At 42.5% G+C, this 15,935-nt stretch carries 19 protein-coding genes and 1 riboswitch; of the genes, 15 read left to right on the top strand and 4 right to left on the bottom strand.

What is annotated here, in order from left to right; genetic code table 11:
* Positions 1-55 precede the first annotated feature (55 nt).
* The 9 genes from manA (at position 56) to LG273_RS14425 (ending at position 10,149) form a co-directional block, all read left to right on the top strand.
* Complete coding sequence (manA, locus tag LG273_RS14465; protein WP_404454763.1) at positions 56-1,012, top strand: mannose-6-phosphate isomerase, class I; 957 nt, start codon at positions 56-58, stop codon at positions 1,010-1,012.
* A gap of 80 nt (positions 1,013-1,092) precedes the next feature.
* The gene (locus LG273_RS14460; protein WP_404454760.1) at positions 1,093-2,184 is read left to right on the top strand and encodes a nitric oxide synthase oxygenase; all 1,092 of its coding nucleotides are present in this window, start codon (positions 1,093-1,095) and stop codon (positions 2,182-2,184) included.
* A gap of 159 nt (positions 2,185-2,343) precedes the next feature.
* Positions 2,344-3,012 carry a ribose-5-phosphate isomerase RpiA gene (gene rpiA, locus LG273_RS14455; RefSeq protein ID WP_404454757.1) on the top strand — a complete coding sequence of 223 codons (669 nt, stop codon included), beginning with the start codon at positions 2,344-2,346 and terminating at the stop codon, positions 3,010-3,012.
* A 253-nt stretch (positions 3,013-3,265) separates the two neighbouring features.
* Positions 3,266-3,456, top strand: a riboswitch (cobalamin riboswitch).
* Positions 3,457-3,629: 173 nt separating this feature from the next.
* The gene (locus tag LG273_RS14450; RefSeq protein WP_404454755.1) at positions 3,630-5,687 is read left to right on the top strand and encodes a DUF4430 domain-containing protein; all 2,058 of its coding nucleotides are present in this window, start codon (positions 3,630-3,632) and stop codon (positions 5,685-5,687) included.
* 66 nt (positions 5,688-5,753) lie between these two features.
* On the top strand, positions 5,754-6,605 hold the full coding sequence (locus LG273_RS14445; protein ID WP_404454753.1) for a DUF4430 domain-containing protein: 852 nt from the start codon (positions 5,754-5,756) through the stop codon (positions 6,603-6,605).
* Positions 6,602-7,492 carry an energy-coupling factor transporter transmembrane component T gene (locus LG273_RS14440; protein WP_379562689.1) on the top strand — a complete coding sequence of 297 codons (891 nt, stop codon included), beginning with the start codon at positions 6,602-6,604 and terminating at the stop codon, positions 7,490-7,492. The genes LG273_RS14445 and LG273_RS14440 overlap by 4 nt, the downstream gene beginning before the upstream one ends.
* Positions 7,465-9,102 (top strand): ABC transporter ATP-binding protein, encoded by a 1,638-nt coding sequence (locus tag LG273_RS14435; RefSeq protein WP_404454750.1) that lies wholly within the window; start codon positions 7,465-7,467, stop codon positions 9,100-9,102. The genes LG273_RS14440 and LG273_RS14435 overlap by 28 nt, the downstream gene beginning before the upstream one ends.
* On the top strand, positions 9,078-9,761 hold the full coding sequence (locus LG273_RS14430; protein ID WP_404454747.1) for an ECF transporter S component: 684 nt from the start codon (positions 9,078-9,080) through the stop codon (positions 9,759-9,761). The genes LG273_RS14435 and LG273_RS14430 overlap by 25 nt, the downstream gene beginning before the upstream one ends.
* Positions 9,762-9,828: 67 nt before the next feature.
* The gene (locus LG273_RS14425) at positions 9,829-10,149 is read left to right on the top strand and encodes a hypothetical protein (RefSeq protein ID WP_379562686.1); all 321 of its coding nucleotides are present in this window, start codon (positions 9,829-9,831) and stop codon (positions 10,147-10,149) included.
* Positions 10,150-10,215: 66 nt separating this feature from the next.
* Here LG273_RS14425 and LG273_RS14420 read toward each other — a convergent pair whose 3' ends face one another.
* A complete protein-coding gene (locus LG273_RS14420; protein ID WP_404454744.1) occupies positions 10,216-10,602 on the bottom strand; it encodes a hypothetical protein in 387 nt (128 codons plus the stop codon).
* The gene (locus LG273_RS14415) at positions 10,599-10,745 is read right to left on the bottom strand and encodes a hypothetical protein (RefSeq protein WP_404454741.1); all 147 of its coding nucleotides are present in this window, start codon (positions 10,743-10,745) and stop codon (positions 10,599-10,601) included. Before LG273_RS14415 ends, LG273_RS14420 begins: the two co-directional genes overlap by 4 nt.
* 138 nt (positions 10,746-10,883) lie before the next feature.
* Between LG273_RS14415 and LG273_RS14410 the strand changes: the two genes are divergently transcribed.
* The 5 genes from LG273_RS14410 to LG273_RS14390 are packed head-to-tail and all read left to right on the top strand — an operon-like array spanning position 10,884 to position 12,850.
* Positions 10,884-11,195 carry a hypothetical protein gene (locus LG273_RS14410; RefSeq protein WP_404454738.1) on the top strand — a complete coding sequence of 104 codons (312 nt, stop codon included), beginning with the start codon at positions 10,884-10,886 and terminating at the stop codon, positions 11,193-11,195.
* A gap of 27 nt (positions 11,196-11,222) precedes the next feature.
* Positions 11,223-11,441, top strand: a complete 219-nt coding sequence (locus LG273_RS14405) for a hypothetical protein (protein WP_379562683.1) — start codon at positions 11,223-11,225, stop codon at positions 11,439-11,441.
* A 28-nt stretch (positions 11,442-11,469) separates the two neighbouring features.
* Positions 11,470-12,030, top strand: coding sequence for a GNAT family N-acetyltransferase (locus LG273_RS14400; protein WP_404454734.1), 561 nt, complete (start codon positions 11,470-11,472; stop codon positions 12,028-12,030).
* Between the two features lie 17 nt (positions 12,031-12,047).
* Entirely contained in the window at positions 12,048-12,356 is a 309-nt protein-coding gene (locus LG273_RS14395; RefSeq protein WP_404454731.1) for a hypothetical protein, read from the top strand.
* 20 nt (positions 12,357-12,376) lie between these two features.
* On the top strand, positions 12,377-12,850 hold the full coding sequence (locus LG273_RS14390; protein WP_404454728.1) for a GNAT family N-acetyltransferase: 474 nt from the start codon (positions 12,377-12,379) through the stop codon (positions 12,848-12,850).
* A 105-nt stretch (positions 12,851-12,955) separates the two neighbouring features.
* Here LG273_RS14390 and LG273_RS14385 read toward each other — a convergent pair whose 3' ends face one another.
* The gene (locus tag LG273_RS14385; protein ID WP_404454725.1) at positions 12,956-14,431 is read right to left on the bottom strand and encodes a potassium/proton antiporter; all 1,476 of its coding nucleotides are present in this window, start codon (positions 14,429-14,431) and stop codon (positions 12,956-12,958) included.
* 142 nt (positions 14,432-14,573) lie between these two features.
* Here LG273_RS14385 and LG273_RS14380 point away from each other — a divergent pair, with 142 nt between their 5' ends.
* On the top strand, positions 14,574-15,401 hold the full coding sequence (locus tag LG273_RS14380) for an aldo/keto reductase (RefSeq protein ID WP_404454722.1): 828 nt from the start codon (positions 14,574-14,576) through the stop codon (positions 15,399-15,401).
* A gap of 39 nt (positions 15,402-15,440) precedes the next feature.
* Here LG273_RS14380 and LG273_RS14375 read toward each other — a convergent pair whose 3' ends face one another.
* A complete protein-coding gene (locus tag LG273_RS14375; RefSeq protein ID WP_379562678.1) occupies positions 15,441-15,917 on the bottom strand; it encodes a divergent PAP2 family protein in 477 nt (158 codons plus the stop codon).
* Positions 15,918-15,935 lie beyond the last annotated feature (18 nt).

Here is a 15,935-nt window from a genome sequence, read left to right as displayed (position 1 = left end):
CTTCCTTCAACTTTGCTATAATAGGGTACGAAAGAAAGAGACTGGAGGAATAATCATGTATCAAGAACCGATCTTTTTACAAGCTGTATTACAAGAAAGAATTTGGGGAGGGCAAAAGCTTCGAGACCTTTACCAATATGATATCCCATCAGAAAACACCGGTGAAGCCTGGGTAATCTCCGCTCACCCGAACGGTCCTAGTGAAATAGGGAATGGGCCTTTAGCTGGTAAAACGCTGGCGGATGCGTGGGAAAATCACGGTGAGCTATTTGGGAAGGATCCAGGTAATTTGGAAGCGTATCCGCTATTAGTGAAGGTCCTGGATGCCAATGACGATTTATCCGTTCAAGTGCACCCAAATGATACGTTTGCTCGCGAGGTTGAGGGACAGCCTTATGGAAAAACAGAATGCTGGTATGTACTGGAAGCAGAGCAAGGTGCGGAGTTAGTTTTAGGTCATCACGCGAAAACGCAAACGGAACTTAATGACAAAATGGATCAAGGCGAGTGGGATGCCCTACTGCAACGTATCCCTGTTACAGCCGGTGACTTTGTATACGTCCCGAGTGGCACATTGCATGCAATCGGGAAGGGAATCGTCATACTAGAGACACAGCAAAGCTCGGATATTACGTACCGCGTCTACGATTATGACCGTACTGACGCACAAGGTAACCCTAGAGAATTACACTTAGACCGTGCAAAGCAAGTGACTACAGTACCCCATGAATTACCTGAACTGGATCAAAAACAGGCTCGTAATGGTGGACTACTTTCTACTAAGCTTGTCGAGGAAAAGTATTTCACGGTGTATCATTGGACCCTAAATGGGGAGGCCAAGCAGAGTCTAGAAGTAGATTTCCTACAGTGTAGTGTGACAGAAGGTGAAGCAACTATCACTGTTGCAGGTCAACAATTTTCCGTTAAAAAAGGGGACCATTTTATTTTGCCAAATGGAATAACAGATTATCAGTTATCAGGAGAAGCAGAGTTAATCGTCTCGCATACATAATTGTCATTTTTTCGTGACGCAAATTTTCTTTAAGTTTGCTAAACTTGAGCATAAGCAGATGCAAATTAAAGGAGCAAACGATGAATATAACGGAACGTATGCAAGAAGCTGATTATTATATTTTTAATGTATATAAAGAACTTGGAAAACCAGAAGAAGAGATAACAGAGCGGCGCGCTGCGGTCCAAAAGGAATTGCAGGAAACTGGTACATATGTGCAAACGACAGAGGAACTGACGCAAGGAGCTAAAATCGCTTGGCGAAACAACAATCACTGCATTGGCAGACTGTTTTGGGACAGGCTGGAGGTAGTAGATGCCAGGCACATAGCGACCGAGGATGCTGTCTTTGACGAATTGTTTACACATATCGAACAAGCGACGAATGAAGGGAAAATAAAGCCACGTATTACGATTTTTCCTCCTGAGAATGAAGAGGGAGCAATGGTAAAGATTTGGAATCACCAATTATTCCGCTATGCTGGGTATCAAACAGAAGATGGGATTGTAGGGGATCCTGCTTCTCTTGCTTTAACAGAAAAATGTCAGCAATTAGGCTGGGAGGGAAAAGGCACAGCCTTTGATTTATTGCCGATCGTCATACAGGTCGGAAATAACGAACCCGCGTTTAGAGAAATACCAGAGGAGCTCGTGTTAGAAGTACCTATCCGCCATCCAGACTTTGCGATCTTTCACCACCTTGAAGTGAAATGGTATGCGGTACCGATTATTTCCGATATGCGCTTGGAAATTGGTGGCATTAATTATCCGGCAGCTCCCTTTAATGGCTGGTACATGGGAACCGAAATTGGGGCAAGAAACCTTGCTGATGAAAACCGCTATAATTTGCTCCCCCATGTTGCAGAGCAATTAGGTCTTAGCACAAAACATTTAAATTCTCTCTGGAAGGATCGCGCATTAGTGGAGTTAAATGTAGCGGTATTGGATTCTTTCCAAAAAAGTGGTGTGGCCATTGTCGACCACCATACAGCCGCGAAACAATTCAAAGTGTTTGAGAACAACGAAAAAAAGGCAGGACGGACGGTTACAGGAAAATGGGCGTGGCTCATCCCACCGCTATCTCCAGCAACAACACATATTTTCCATAAGCCTTTTGACAATACGGTTAATAAGCCGAATTATTTTTATCCAGATAAGCCTGCTTATGAATGAAGACAGCTATTAGGCTGTCTTTTTTCTTTGGTTTCAGTTTTATCTTCTTCGCCCTGGATTTAAGACTAAAAGAGCGTTTTAGGAGTTATAAACCTTGGAACAGGGTAACATTAATTATTAGAGGAAGATAGACAGTGCTAAGTAAAGGAGAAGAGGATAATGGACGCAAATAAGAAACTCGTGGCAAATGAAGCTGTAAAGGAAATAAAAGATGGTATGACAGTTGGGCTCGGATCTGGTTCAACGGTTACATTTATGCTAGAGGCATTAGGCGAACGTGTAAAGGAAGGGCTTGAGATAGTTGGCGTACCAACCTCTCATCAAACAGCTAAACTAGCAAAAGAGCTAGGCATCCCATTGGCCGATTTTTCTAATGTGGATGGAATCGATATTGCAATAGATGGTGCTGATGAAGTGGACCCACATTTGAATTTACTAAAAGGTGGTGGCGGCTATCTTGTCCGGGAGAAAATTGTAGACATTTTAGCAAAGCGACTTATTATCATTGTAGACGAAACAAAGGTCGTGGATTATTTAGGTACGTTCTCCCTCCCAGTAGAAGTGGTGCCATTTGGTTGGGAATCAACAAGGAGTCGAATCGCCCAGTTCGGATGTGCGCCACAGCTTCGCCAAAAAGACGGAGAAGTATTTATTTCAGATAATGGCAACTATATTTTGGATTGTGACTTTAAAATCATCCATGATCCAGCCAAACTACATGACGACTTGAAAGCTCTCGTTGGAGTAGTAGAAACTGGGCTATTTATAAACATGGCAGACGTCGTTATGATCGGGCATGCCGGCATGGTCGATGTGTTAACAAAATAGTGAAACAGCGCGCCTTTCTGAGTCGCGCGCCAGCCAATTAAAGTGACGCAGCATGCCTTAAAAGAAGCGCGCCAGCCGAACAAAGTGGCGCGCCAGCATAGAAAGAAGCGCGCCAGCCGAACAAAGTGGCGCGTCAGCCTCAAAAGAAGCGCGCCAGCCGAACAAAGTGGCGCGCCACCCCAACAAGAAGCGCACCACCCACCCAAAAATCGCTAGTTGACTAGATCCCTAGAGTTGATTATCATAAAGATAATTGAATAGGAAAAAGATGGGTTGATGTATGCCTAAGCATACATTATTAAAAGGGAAGCCGGTGTAATTCCGGCGCGGTCCCGCCACTGTAAATGGGAGTTTTCTATGTAAATACCACTGTCACTAGATGGGAAGGTTCATAGAAAATGTTGATCATGAGCCAGGAGACCTGCCTGTTTTTTTACACCATTCAAACCTACGCGGATAGGGAGGTGTGTCAGCGGATTTTACAACCCAGAGCTTTCTATATACATAACTGTTCAATACGCTACGTCACGCATGCATCTCTTCGGGAAGAGGTGTATTTTTTGTGGGGAAAAACTAGGTGAGACAGCACTAGAATTAGAATAATAGGAGGTTAAGAAATGAATAACAGGATGGTAAAATACGCTGCATTTTTGTTCAGCCTTTTGCTGATCATTGGGAATATCACGTTTATGCAGCCGTTATCCGTGCATGCTGCTAATTTGGACGATGCCATTACGATTAAGGCTATTGGTGAAAATGGGGAAGCAGTCATTCCACTCACAGCAATTGAATTAGAAGAAGGAGATACGGCATTCGATGTGTTACTGGATGCTGGCGAGGCGCATGGTCAAGAGATTCAGTATGAGGAATACGATTTTGGAAATATGATAACTAGTATCGGAGAAGTCCCGCAGACAGACTCTCATGCATGGTCTTTTAATGTGAACGGGAAGGCAGCAGATGTTGGAGCGTCTTCTTATGAAGTAGAGCATGGAGACAATCTTTTATTTGCCGTAAGAGATTTAGAGAATTTTTCCCCTGAGGTATCGGTAAAAGTTTCTGCACAGGATGGAAATGATAACGCTATCATGAAAGAAGAGGAAGTGTCAATTGCAGCTGGGGCAAGTGCTTATGACGCTTTGTATCAAGCAGCTTTACAGGAAGGATTAAGCATCGATTTATCAATAGATGATACGTATTTTACCTTTATCAATAACATAGGTGAAACAGAACTCGGTCCAAATGATTATTGGAACGTCACCGTAGATAATGAGGCAATCTCTACTAGTGTAGCGGCACAAACAATACAGGCAGGCCAAGAGGTGAACCTAAAACTATCTACATACGTACCTCCTGAAGAAGAGGAAGAAGAAGCACCTAACGACGAAACACCAACGGAGGACACCGAAGAGGAAACAGAAGCCCCTGTTGACGAAGCACCAGCAGCCGTCACCAAAGAACAAGTCCAGCCCAATGTGAACGACGTGCTTTCCTATATGGATAACGCTAATATCACGTTAAATTATGGAAGTGAATGGTGGGTATGGGGAGTAGCTCACACTAGCCGGGCAATTCCGGATCATTATGTTGAAAGTATTGAAGCATTGCTTGATGAAAACAAAGGAGAATTCCGCAGTGTTTTTGAATTGGAAAAAGTTATGATTGGCCTTAGTGCTGCTGGCAAAGATGCCTCCAGCATTCATGGATATAACTTAATTGACAAGCTGATCACCCACTCCTGGATGGAAGATCCAGCGATCAATGCTGCGATTTATGGCTTACTTGCCATAGATAGCACAGATTACAAGGGCTCAGCGGATTTTCGTGCGAATTTAGTACAAAGTATTTTAGATAAAGAGTTGAATGATGGAGGATGGACTTACTTTGGTAGTGAACCAAGCCCTGACATAACGGGAATGGCCTTAGCAGCGCTTGCGCCATATCAGGATGACCCTGAAGTGAAAGCTGCTATAGAACGTGCGGTCACCTATCTTTCAGAAGGTCAGGATGCAGCAGGTGGCTATGATATAGCCTTTAATGGCGGTGACTCCAGTGAATCTGTCTCCCAAGCCATCATTGGGCTAACAGCTGTTGGGGTTGATCCTACCTCATCACCGTTTACAAAAGAAGGCGGAAATCTTCTTCAGCATTTGCTGAAATTTAAACAGGCAGACGGTGGGTTCAGCCACTTAATGGATGAAGCATCTGGTGGTATGTCAACACAGCAGGCGCTCCTTGCCCTTGTTGCTTATCAAAAGCTGCTTGATGGTAGTGGTTCGGTGTATCAGTTCGCTACACCAAGTGAGGAAGTAGATCCACCGACCACCCCTGAAGAACCAGAAACTCCAGAAGATCAAGAAAAACCAGAGAACCCGGAAGATGAGGAAAACAATCCAACACAGCCAGAAAAAGAGGAACCTAAAGAACAAAATCCTCCGAAAGAGCAGGATCCTAACGAGGAAAACGCTCCTAAGAACGAGCAATCCAATAATAAGACAAAGCAGGAAAACCAGCTAAAACAATCTGCAAATACGAGTGAACATGCATCTGGTAAAAAACTGCCTGAAACTTCGACAGACACATTTAACTTCTTGGCAGGAGGCCTAGCCCTTTTCGGCATAGGTGTTATCCTTTACTTAATTTGGAGAAAACGTCTGGCAAAAGAAAGTATGTAATAAGCTACATCGGGTAATCAACGACTGGTTACCCGATTGTATGTTTTATCAAGGAGGGAGAAGCAAATGAAAAGATACGCTAGTTTGTTTTTCATGATTGGTCTTATCCTTTTCATCGCTTTTGGCTGTGGGAAGGATGAAGTAACTCCTGCCAATAGTTTGCAAAATGATGTGGCTGCTAACAATGCGGAAAAGGAAATCGTTCTAGAGGAAAAAGCGGCAGCCAAAATAGAAACGAAGCAAGAAAACACTAAAAACGATGAGGAACGTTCGGAAAAGGGAGACAGTCCTGACAAAGCTAACGATAAAAACGAGCATCCAGAAAAAGAGGATGCCGAATCAGAAGGAGATTCCTCCACTCCTGCGAAGACAGAAACGCCTGCAACGAAAAGCGAACAGGAAGAAGCGACTGAGAATCAGGATAATTCCTTAAAGAGCAAAACAAAGAAACAACCAAAACAGCCAGAGGAACAGTCGCAACCGAATGAGCAGCGAGATAAGAAAAAAGAACAAGAAAATCAAGAAAACCAGGAAAAGCAAAAAGAGACGCCAAAGCAAAAGCCACAGGAACCATCTTCCTATGTCACCATCGCCATTGATGCAAGGGATGTCAAAGGGCAAATTGTCTCCCAAACAAACGTGGAACTGAAAGAAGGGGACACGGTATTAGACGTCACAAGAAGAATTGTAAAGCAACGGGGCATTCAGATTAGTGTGAGAGGAGCAGGTGCTGGTGCCTATGTTGAAGGGATCGATAATTTATATGAATTTGATGAAGGTCAAAACAGTGGTTGGATGATTCGGCTTGATGGGCAACTCATTAAACAGAGTGCTGGGGCTACCCCGATATCCGAGGGGCAGACCATCTACTGGTTTTATACAACAAATTACCTGAAAGAAAGTGGGGCAGGTGGATGAGCCTAAGAGGTGTAAGATCCCTTCATCCCGTTGTCATGCTTATCTATTATGTTGTCATCGTAATAGGCTTTATGCTCTCCCAGCACCCCGTTTTTCTAGCAGTGGGAGTAGGGTTTTTAGTTGTTTTCCATTTCCTTATTGATAGAGGGCAACAGCTAAAAAACTGGATAGGAATGCTAATTACACTCACGGTATTTATCCTTATTTTGACACCTATTTTTAACCGAAGAGGAAATCATATCTTATTCTATTTATTCGGCAATCAAGTCATGCTGGAGGCAGTGATGCAAGGTATCATTCTTGCGCTCAGCTTACTAGGCATCATGCTAACCTTTATCAGCTTAAATCAAATCATTACCCAGGAGCGCTTTTTATATTTGTTTGCTCGTTTGTCTCCACAGTGGGCACTTTTAAGCATGCTTTCGGTTCGCTTTGTTCCACTGCTTAAAAAGCGTTTGAAGGAAATAGAGGAAGTGCAAAAGGTAAGAGGATTCTCTATCACACAGGGCAGCATGAAAGCGAGAGCCAAACACGGGATGCTCTTTTTACAAACCTTATTAACAGGTTCGCTTGAACAGTCCATCCAGACAGCTGATTCCATGTCAGCAAGAGGGTATGGGCAACGAAAACGCACGCATTATCAGAGCTTTACTATGACGATAAAAGACTGGATCGCCTTGGTCTTCATATTGCTCACAGGAGCTTTTATGATTTTTGGGTGGTGGCTTGGAGATAGTGTGCTCTCACTTTTGCCTGTGCTTGAGACCTCACAGCTTGAACAAAGAGAATGGCTTTTTCTGATCAATTGGGCTTTGTTACTTGCTTTTCCGCTATGGATTGAAGGGAAGGAACTAGCAAAATGGAAATATTATCTGCGAAAAATATAAGCTTTACTTATCCAGCACAAGAAAATCCTGCTTTACATCAAGTGGATTTACACGTAAATAAAGGCGAGTTTGTCGTCCTGTGTGGCGCGTCAGGGAGTGGGAAATCCACCTTACTTCATTTAATCAAGCAAGAAATTGCACCACATGGTCAACTGACTGGAACGTTTACCTATAAAGGGAAAGAACTGGACAGCCATGATACAAACAAATCGACGCAGGAGATTGGAATTGTTTTTCAAGATCCAGAAAACCAGATTGTGATGGATAACGTCATGGAAGAGTTACTATTTGGCATGGAAAATAAAGGCTTGGAAACAAGAGACATGCGGATAAAAATAGCCGAAATGACCCATTATTTCGGGTTAAGTCATTTGCTGGATAAAAAAACGAGTGAGCTCTCAGGCGGGGAAAAACAAATTCTAAATTTAGCATCTGTCCTCTTGCTTGATCCGGAGCTACTGTTACTTGATGAACCAACTGCACAGTTAGATCCGCTTGCAGCAAAGGAATTTATTCAAACCATTACCCAGCTAAACCGGGAATTCGGGTTAACCATCGTCATGGTAGAACATCGTTTAGAAGAGCTGTTTGCCATAGCAGATCGTGTACTTGTTTTAGAAAAAGGCAGGAAAATGATCGATGCACCGCCGCGTGAAGCTATCTTAAAGTTACATAACCATCCTGCATTACATTACTTTTTGCCAAGTGCCTCGAGGCTTATCCTCCATTATGAAAAAGAATTATCAGGGGAGGATATTCCGCTTACCGTAAAGGAAGCAAGAGACTGGCTGCAACCCAAACAAATAAAGCCCCGCCAACTTAGGGAAGAGGTCGAGCAGTCTACAACCCTCTTAACTTTAAAGGAAATCGATTACCAATATAAGCGCCGTACACCAGCTGTATTGCATAATCTTTCTTTGTCTGTCAACGAAGGAGAGCTGCTTGCTATACTTGGAGCGAATGGCACAGGAAAGTCCACTTTATTAAAGATCATTGCTGGGATCCTGCGACAGCAGCATGGCAAGATGACCTTTCGTGACAAAAGGAAGACGAAGCAGATCAGTTATTTGCCACAAAATCCAGCACTTTATTTTCTTGAGGATACCCTAATTGCAGAATATAAACAGATTATCGAAAGACATCAACGACATGACGGTGAAAAAGAGATAAACACTTTACTGGATACATTTGGCCTCACAGCATTTCAAGATAGACATCCAGCCGATTTAAGCGGTGGAGAGCTACAAAAGGCAGCGTTACTCGGTACATTGCTTGAAGATCCATCAATCTTACTAATTGATGAGCCAACGAAAGGGCTTGACCCTTATGCCAAAAGGGAGTTTGGAAAGCTGTTGCATCAGCTTCGGAAGCAACAGGGACTCACCATTATCATGGTAACCCATGATGTAGAATTTGCGGCAAAGCATGCAACGAGGTGTAGCATGCTTTTTCGGGGAGACATTTCTGTAACAGAGCAAACGAAGGCTTTTTTTAAAGGGAATCGATACTATACGACGGTGATGAACCGAATTTGCCGAAAAACATCCGCACCAGCTGTCGTGACCTTGGAGGAGGCAGAGGAGCTTTGGCGTATTCAAGAAGAATTCTAATTATCATAAGTTTTGCTGTGTTGCTAGTGCTCATTTGTTTTCCCCTGATGATCTCAGAACATTATATGCTTGTTAGCATTCTGATCATGGCAGCCTCCTTTATTCCATTTATGTACCGTTTTTCTAGACAAAAACTCTCCAGTCGGGAGCTTGTCATGCTGGCAATTCTTGGTGCGATTGCTGCCGTTAGTCGCGTACCATTTGCTTCGTTACCAAGTGTGCAACCAACCACATTTGTTATTATCGCCGCAGCGCTTGTACTAGGCCCGCAAAGTGGCTTTGTTATTGGCGTATTAGCTGCAATTGTCTCCAATCTATTTTTAGGACAAGGACCATGGACGCCTTGGCAAATGTATGCCTGGGGAATGATTGGCTTAATGGCTGGGTTGCTGCGAAATACACGGTTTATGAAAAGCATGCTAGGAAGATGTTCTTATGGATTTGTGGTTGGATTTTTATTCGGCTGGTTTATGAATCTCTGGTTCGTCGTCAGCATGATCAATCAAATTAGCTGGGAAGAAATTCTCATTTATTATAGTGCAAGCTTTTATTTTGATCTGGCCCATGCGCTTTCTAATGTCTTTTTCCTCCTGCTATTTAGTAATGCTTGGATAAAAATCCTCCAACGTTTCAAAACCAAATACGGCCTTTTCGAATAATCATGTATGTTTTCCGACTGTCAGGAAATAACTAAGCCTAATTGAAATTTTCAAAAGGGCTGATAATATGTGGAAACGAAGCATAATGCTAGCAGGCATCCTGTTTATTTTATTTAATGGGGAGCTCGCGTTTGCAGAACTCGATGATGGGTCGACAAGCCCAGTAGAAGAAAAAAAGGAACCTAATTGGCAAGTGCAGGATACATATATCGAAAAAGTAGACGGGGGCGAGCATGAATTTACTTATTGGAAAAATTTCATGCGCCACACACGCACCTGTCAGGTCACGCACCATATTAAAGTTGTCGTCTATTATGACGATGTGCATGATCAAACAAAGACCGAAAGCACGCTAATCAAAACCGAGCATAGCGCACGGCATAAGTAAAGGGAGGCAGATGACTGCTTCTCTTTTTTGTTGTTGGGGAGTTGTGTTGGTGGTTTGGGTGGCTGATTAGATTGGCCGTGGAGGTTGTGCAATCAACAGAGGTAGTTGTGCAATCAACCAGTAGCGCAGAGCAATCGACCGCGGTGGCTGTTCAATCGACCGAGTTGGCAGGTCAATCAACCAGTATAGTTGTTCAATCAACCAATAGTGCAGAGCAATCGACCGAGTTGGCAGGTCAATCAACCAGTATAGTTGTTCAATCAACCGTGAGTGCAGAGCAATCGACCGAGTTGGCAGCACAATCAACCAGGATAGCTGCCCAATCAACCAATAGTGCAGAGCAATCGACCGAGTTGGCAGGTCAATCAACCAGAATAGCTGCCCAATCAACCAATAGTGCAGAGCAATCGACCGAGTTGGCAGGTCAATCAACCAGAATAGCTGCCCAATCAACCAATAGTGCAGGCAATCGACCGAGTTGGCAACTCAATCAACCAGGATAGTTGTTCAATCGACCGAGTTGGCAGCACAATCAACCAGGATAGCTGCCCAATCAACCAATAGTGCAGAGCAATCGACCGAGTTGGTAGCTCCATCAACCATTTTATCCTAACCCCATCACGCCTCAAATACACAAAAACAACCTAACCATAACAAATTTTTAATTTTTCAAACAAATACAAATTATGGTATGATAAATTTGTATTGCAGAACGATTTTAAGGGGGCTCTTCCATGGGTGAAACGCTGCCGACCTGGTTTTGGGTGCTGTACTATTGCTTTTTCTTGGTAACAATTGCCACAGCAATCTGGTGTATGAGACAAAAGCGGTTGGTGAACGTAGCCTGCGCTGCTCTTATTCTATCCATCATGATACCTATTGCACATATGTTCTATAACAACGGGAAAGACAAAGGATTAAATGAGTTGGCATATTTTATGCAGAACGTTGACCAAGGAGACCTCTTGGCCATTTATTTACTTGCACTCTATTGCTATATCGTTGTGTGGTGGGGAATGGTCGCGGTAAAGGGTAAAAAAGTTTAAACGGAGTAGGTCTAAGGAGGCAAAGTAATGGAAATTACGGAAAATCAGGGAGATCACGTCTGTGTCGTTTTCGTCTTTCAAAAAACAGAGCAAACGGAAGAAGTACAGTTAAATGCTGCACAGCTAACGGCGTTGTTGCAAGCAAAACAGGTTTGGGTGGAGCGATTTAGCTCGAACTTACAAATAGAAAACACCGTATGGGCATACGGCAATAACAAGATTACCTTACAAGTTTATTTAAAGTAGGCTGGACAGGATAAAAAGGGGGATATTCATGCGTTATGATTCACAACAACACACCATCACGACAGAACGATTACTACTAAGGCTCTTTGAAAAAGCAGACGCAGAAACCGTAGCAAGTCATTGCAACAACATAAATATTTATAAAAATACGTTACACCTTCCTCATCCATATTTCCTGAATGATGCCTTGGTATGGATCGAACCTCAGCGTGAAAATTACAAGGCAGATAAATTCTATGAATTCGCTGTTACCGATAAGGAAAGCGGGCAGATATATGGAACGATTGCATTATCAAACAACAGAGCTTATCAAAATGGTGAAATAGCGTATTGGATTGGCGAGCCATATTGGGGGAATGGGTATGCCACAGAAGCAGCTGAAGCAATGATTCAGTTTGCCTTTGAGGAAAAGAAATACCATAAAGTGTTTGCACGTTACTTTAAGACAAATTCAGCTTCTGGAAAAGTTTTGCAAAAAATTGGTATGAAAAAAGAAGGTACATTAAAAGAGCATGTCAGAAAAGATAATAGGTTTAAGGATCTTGTTTATTGTGGGATTGTGAGGGGAGAGAGCGCGCTAGAAGCATAAAAAGTGGAGGGATATGCATGGATGCACTAACATTTTTAATTATGCCAGTATTCTTAATTTCATTATACATCACGTTTAAATTTATCTGGGGAAAAGAAGGAAAGGGCAAGCAAGGAGAAGAAATCTTAAAGAAGTCGGCTCTGGCAATCGCGCCTATTTTTCCAATAGGTTGGCTTTTGTTAGAATGGTCACAATCTATTTTTAACATTTCTTATGAGATGTACCGTGATTTGCTAGGAGTTCTAGTCGGCATTTATTTTATCACACAAGGGTTTTTAATTTTTTATTATAAGCAGAAAAGACAGGTAAAAGAAGTAAAAGAGTAAGTTAAGGACGTGAAAGCCAAATGAACTTCAATTTCCAAGTCATGACCCAAGAAGAAGCAGAGCATATTGCCTACAAATGGCATTACGATGGCGAGTATGCCTTTTATGATATGGAGGCAGATCAAGAGGACTTAGAAGAATTTATAGATTGTAAGACACGTGGCGATTCCATATTTTCTGTTAAGAATGGGGAGGAGTTGGTTGCTTTTTTTGCTGTTGAAAAAGATGATGATACAACGATTAATATTAGTTTAGGTTTAAGACCGGATTTAACTGGCCAAGGGATAGGTAACGCTTTTTTAGAAGCTGGCTTAAGGTTTGTACAGACTAAACATCACCCTGAAAAAATTACCTTATCTGTTGCTACGTTTAATCAGCGAGCGATTAAGGCTTATAGGAATGTTGGATTTAAAGATAGGGAGACATTTATGCAGGAAACGAATGGAAGTACATATGAATTTTTAAGAATGGAATACTTTGCTGAGAAAATATAGTAGATCGGTTATAGAGAGGGCTATGTTCTTAGGTAAAAAGCCGAAAGAAAACCAGTAGCACAAATGCCTACTGGTCAGATGCTGTTTGAAAACGGCATCTCGTTTTTACCTTTCCTCCGCGTCCAAAATCTCTTCCACAGCCTTCATTTCATCATCCTGCAAGAGCATATATAAGGTATCACCAGGCTTCAAAGTTGAATTCCCACTTGGTGGGACAGTGTCTCCCTCGCGTAAAATTAGGGTTATATTTACAGTTTCAGGAAAATTTAAATCTTTTATTTTCTTATTCGCGGCATTACTTTGTTCTGTGATTTGGTATTCCGCCACTTCTAATTCTGTTTTTCCTACAGACAGAAGATCCATCGTGTAAATTGGGTTTGTATTTGGTTTCGATACTAAACCTAGCATGGAAGCAACTTTGGGAATAGTCGTTCCTTGAATAAGGGTGGATGTTAACACAACAAAGAACACGATATTAAAATATAAAGAGCTGTTTTCCAGGTCTGCAAGTAATGGAAAAAGCGCCAATACGATCGGGACTGCCCCACGTAAACCAGACCAGGATAAGAATAGTTTTTCTTTTATAGTAAACTTCATCCCTGCCACAGAGAGAAATGCAGCAACAGGGCGGGCGATAAACATTAAGATTAAGGATAGAAAAAGTCCTTTAACGATAATTCCAAAACTGAATACATCACTTGGTGCGACGAATAGCCCAAGAATGACGAACAACCCGATTTGCGCAATCCAACTGAACCCTTCGTTAAACCGGAGAATGGGACTGCGCTGTTTTAAATCAGAATTCCCAATGACAATGGCGGTCACGTATACGGCTAACAATCCACTTGCATTTAAAAGAGAGCCTACGCTATATGCCAGATAGGCGAATGATATCGCAAGTAATGGGTATAAACCACTTGAGGACAGTTGGATTCGATAAAGTGACTTACTGGCAATTTTACCGATAAATAGACCGATGAGGAGGCCTCCACCCATTTGCAAAATAAATTGTCCAATAAATCCTATGAGCCCGGTCCCTTCCTGGTTAACCACAGAAATTAGAGCTGTCGTAAGAAAAACTGCCATCGGGTCATTGGCACCTGATTCGCCTTCTAGTGTAGCTTCCAATCTGTTCGTAATATTTTTACCTGCTAGCATGGCGAAGACGGCTGCAGCATCTGTGGATCCCACAAGTGCCCCCATAAGGAAAGCCTCCGCCCAACTCAGGTCGAATAAGAAATATGCAGCAACACCAACCACCGCACTTGTTAGGAACACGCCAATGGTCGCAAGTGATATTGCGGGGGCAGCTACTGGTCGAATTGTTTTCCATTGTGTCTGTATCCCACCATCAAACAAAATAATGACAAGGGCCATCATTCCTACAAGTTGTGCGATTTCCGGGTTGTTAAAATTTATAATTCCAAGTATATCACTGCCGGCTAGCATCCCTAGCGATATAAAGAAGAGTAGTGACGGAGCATTTACTTTAACTGAAAATTGAACTGCCAAAATACTGCAGATTAGTAGAAGTGAGACGATAAGTATAAATAAATTTGAGTCGAAGATTTCTTGTATCATAGCTCTCTCCATGTTCTAAGTTGTTTTAATAACTTCTTAATACCCCTTTTTATTTGGATTGACACTTCGGTAATGGTTTGCGATTTTCTGGCTCATTCTTATACAATAAAGAGTAGATACTAGAATTTTGAGGAGGGTGTACATGATTACAAGCTTACAGGATACAATCACATTGCCAAACGGTGTCAAAATGCCTGGTTTTGGCCTTGGGGTGTATAAAGTAGAAGACGGAAAAACGGTGGTAGACTCAGTTAAAGCGGCACTTAAGCATGGATATCGCAGCATTGATACCGCATCCTTTTACGATAATGAAGAAGGGGTAGGACAGGCAATACGAGAATCGGGCATCCCGCGTGAAGATCTTTTCATTACGTCAAAAGTTTGGAATGATGAACAAGGTTACGAAGAGACGAAGCAGGCTTTCGCAAGAAGCTTAGAGAAATTGGGGATCGAATATTTGGACTTATACTTAATTCATTGGCCTGTAAAAGACTTGTATACGGAGACTTGGAGAGCGATGGAGGAATTGTACAACGAAGGGAAAGTACGGGCAATTGGGGTCAGCAATTTCCACGAGCACCATCTTGAAAAACTACTGGCTGGGGCAAATGAGAAGCCTGTAATCAACCAAGTGGAATACCATCCGCATCTCGCGCAGGTTGACCTTCATGCATACTGTAAAGAGCAAAATATCCAGTTGGAAGCATGGTCGCCGTTAAAACGTGGCCAACTGCTAAATGATCCGACCCTCACGGAAATCGGCGAGAAGTACGGAAAGACAGCAGCCCAGATTATTTTGCGCTGGGATATTCAACATGAAGTCATTACGATTCCGAAATCAACGAACCCTGAACGTATTGCAAGCAATGCAGCTATCTTTGATTTTTCGTTAACAGAAGAAGAAATGCAGAAAATTGATGCAATGGACTGCAATGATCGTGCAGGGACCAATCCAGACAGCTATTCTTAATAGACAAAGAAGTGAAGCGGCAGGATTCCATCTCCAAGATTAGGGGGAATTCCTGCTCTTTTTTTCTACTAAATAACTTAAAGCCCCAACAGCCACCCCTAATACAGCACCACCCAACACTTCAATCGGCATATGTCCGAGCATCTCTTTTAGTTCTTTTTCCTGTTTTTTATAGTTAATATCAGGATGTTTATCCGCAAAATGCTCAACCTGCTCATACAAATCATTAACAGCAATGGCTGTCTGACCTGCCTGCCAACGAATTCCCATCGCATCATACATCACAATAATTCCAAAAATGCTGCTGATCCCGAAATCTATTGATGAAAGGCCGTTTTTCATCCCAATATAGGTCGTAAGCGAAGTAACCGCTGCGGAGTGAGAGCTAGGCATATCACCTGATCCGATTGTTTTCTTCCAATCCCAATGTCCTGTTTCCGCATAATGAATTGGTACTTTTAAAAATTGTGCCGCCCCAATTCCGATTAAAGCAGAAGTCAACGCACGATTTAGCATAAACTCACCTCTCCTTTA

This window comes from Oceanobacillus kapialis, from assembly GCF_044790185.1.
Lineage (GTDB): Bacteria > Bacillota > Bacilli > Bacillales > Amphibacillaceae > Oceanobacillus_B > Oceanobacillus_B kapialis.
This window is presented reverse-complemented; position numbering and strand designations above follow the sequence as displayed.

Bases quoted from the DNA above. Each gene is read 5' to 3' on its own strand.
- manA (WP_404454763.1), top strand. From the start codon at position 56: ATGTATCAAGAACCGATCTTTTTACAAGCTGTATTACAAGAAAGAATT.
- LG273_RS14460 (WP_404454760.1), top strand. From the start codon at position 1,093: ATGAATATAACGGAACGTATGCAAGAAGCTGATTATTATATTTTTAAT.
- rpiA (WP_404454757.1), top strand. From the start codon at position 2,344: ATGGACGCAAATAAGAAACTCGTGGCAAATGAAGCTGTAAAGGAAATA.
- LG273_RS14450 (WP_404454755.1), top strand. From the start codon at position 3,630: ATGAATAACAGGATGGTAAAATACGCTGCATTTTTGTTCAGCCTTTTG.
- LG273_RS14445 (WP_404454753.1), top strand. From the start codon at position 5,754: ATGAAAAGATACGCTAGTTTGTTTTTCATGATTGGTCTTATCCTTTTC.
- LG273_RS14440 (WP_379562689.1), top strand. From the start codon at position 6,602: ATGAGCCTAAGAGGTGTAAGATCCCTTCATCCCGTTGTCATGCTTATC.
- LG273_RS14435 (WP_404454750.1), top strand. From the start codon at position 7,465: ATGGAAATATTATCTGCGAAAAATATAAGCTTTACTTATCCAGCACAA.
- LG273_RS14425 (WP_379562686.1), top strand. From the start codon at position 9,829: ATGTGGAAACGAAGCATAATGCTAGCAGGCATCCTGTTTATTTTATTT.
- LG273_RS14415 (WP_404454741.1), bottom strand. From the start codon at position 10,745: ATGGAGCTACCAACTCGGTCGATTGCTCTGCACTATTGGTTGATTGGG.
- LG273_RS14410 (WP_404454738.1), top strand. From the start codon at position 10,884: ATGGGTGAAACGCTGCCGACCTGGTTTTGGGTGCTGTACTATTGCTTT.
- LG273_RS14405 (WP_379562683.1), top strand. From the start codon at position 11,223: ATGGAAATTACGGAAAATCAGGGAGATCACGTCTGTGTCGTTTTCGTC.
- LG273_RS14400 (WP_404454734.1), top strand. From the start codon at position 11,470: ATGCGTTATGATTCACAACAACACACCATCACGACAGAACGATTACTA.
- LG273_RS14395 (WP_404454731.1), top strand. From the start codon at position 12,048: ATGGATGCACTAACATTTTTAATTATGCCAGTATTCTTAATTTCATTA.
- LG273_RS14390 (WP_404454728.1), top strand. From the start codon at position 12,377: ATGAACTTCAATTTCCAAGTCATGACCCAAGAAGAAGCAGAGCATATT.
- LG273_RS14385 (WP_404454725.1), bottom strand. From the start codon at position 14,431: ATGATACAAGAAATCTTCGACTCAAATTTATTTATACTTATCGTCTCA.
- LG273_RS14380 (WP_404454722.1), top strand. From the start codon at position 14,574: ATGATTACAAGCTTACAGGATACAATCACATTGCCAAACGGTGTCAAA.
- LG273_RS14375 (WP_379562678.1), bottom strand. From the start codon at position 15,917: ATGCTAAATCGTGCGTTGACTTCTGCTTTAATCGGAATTGGGGCGGCA.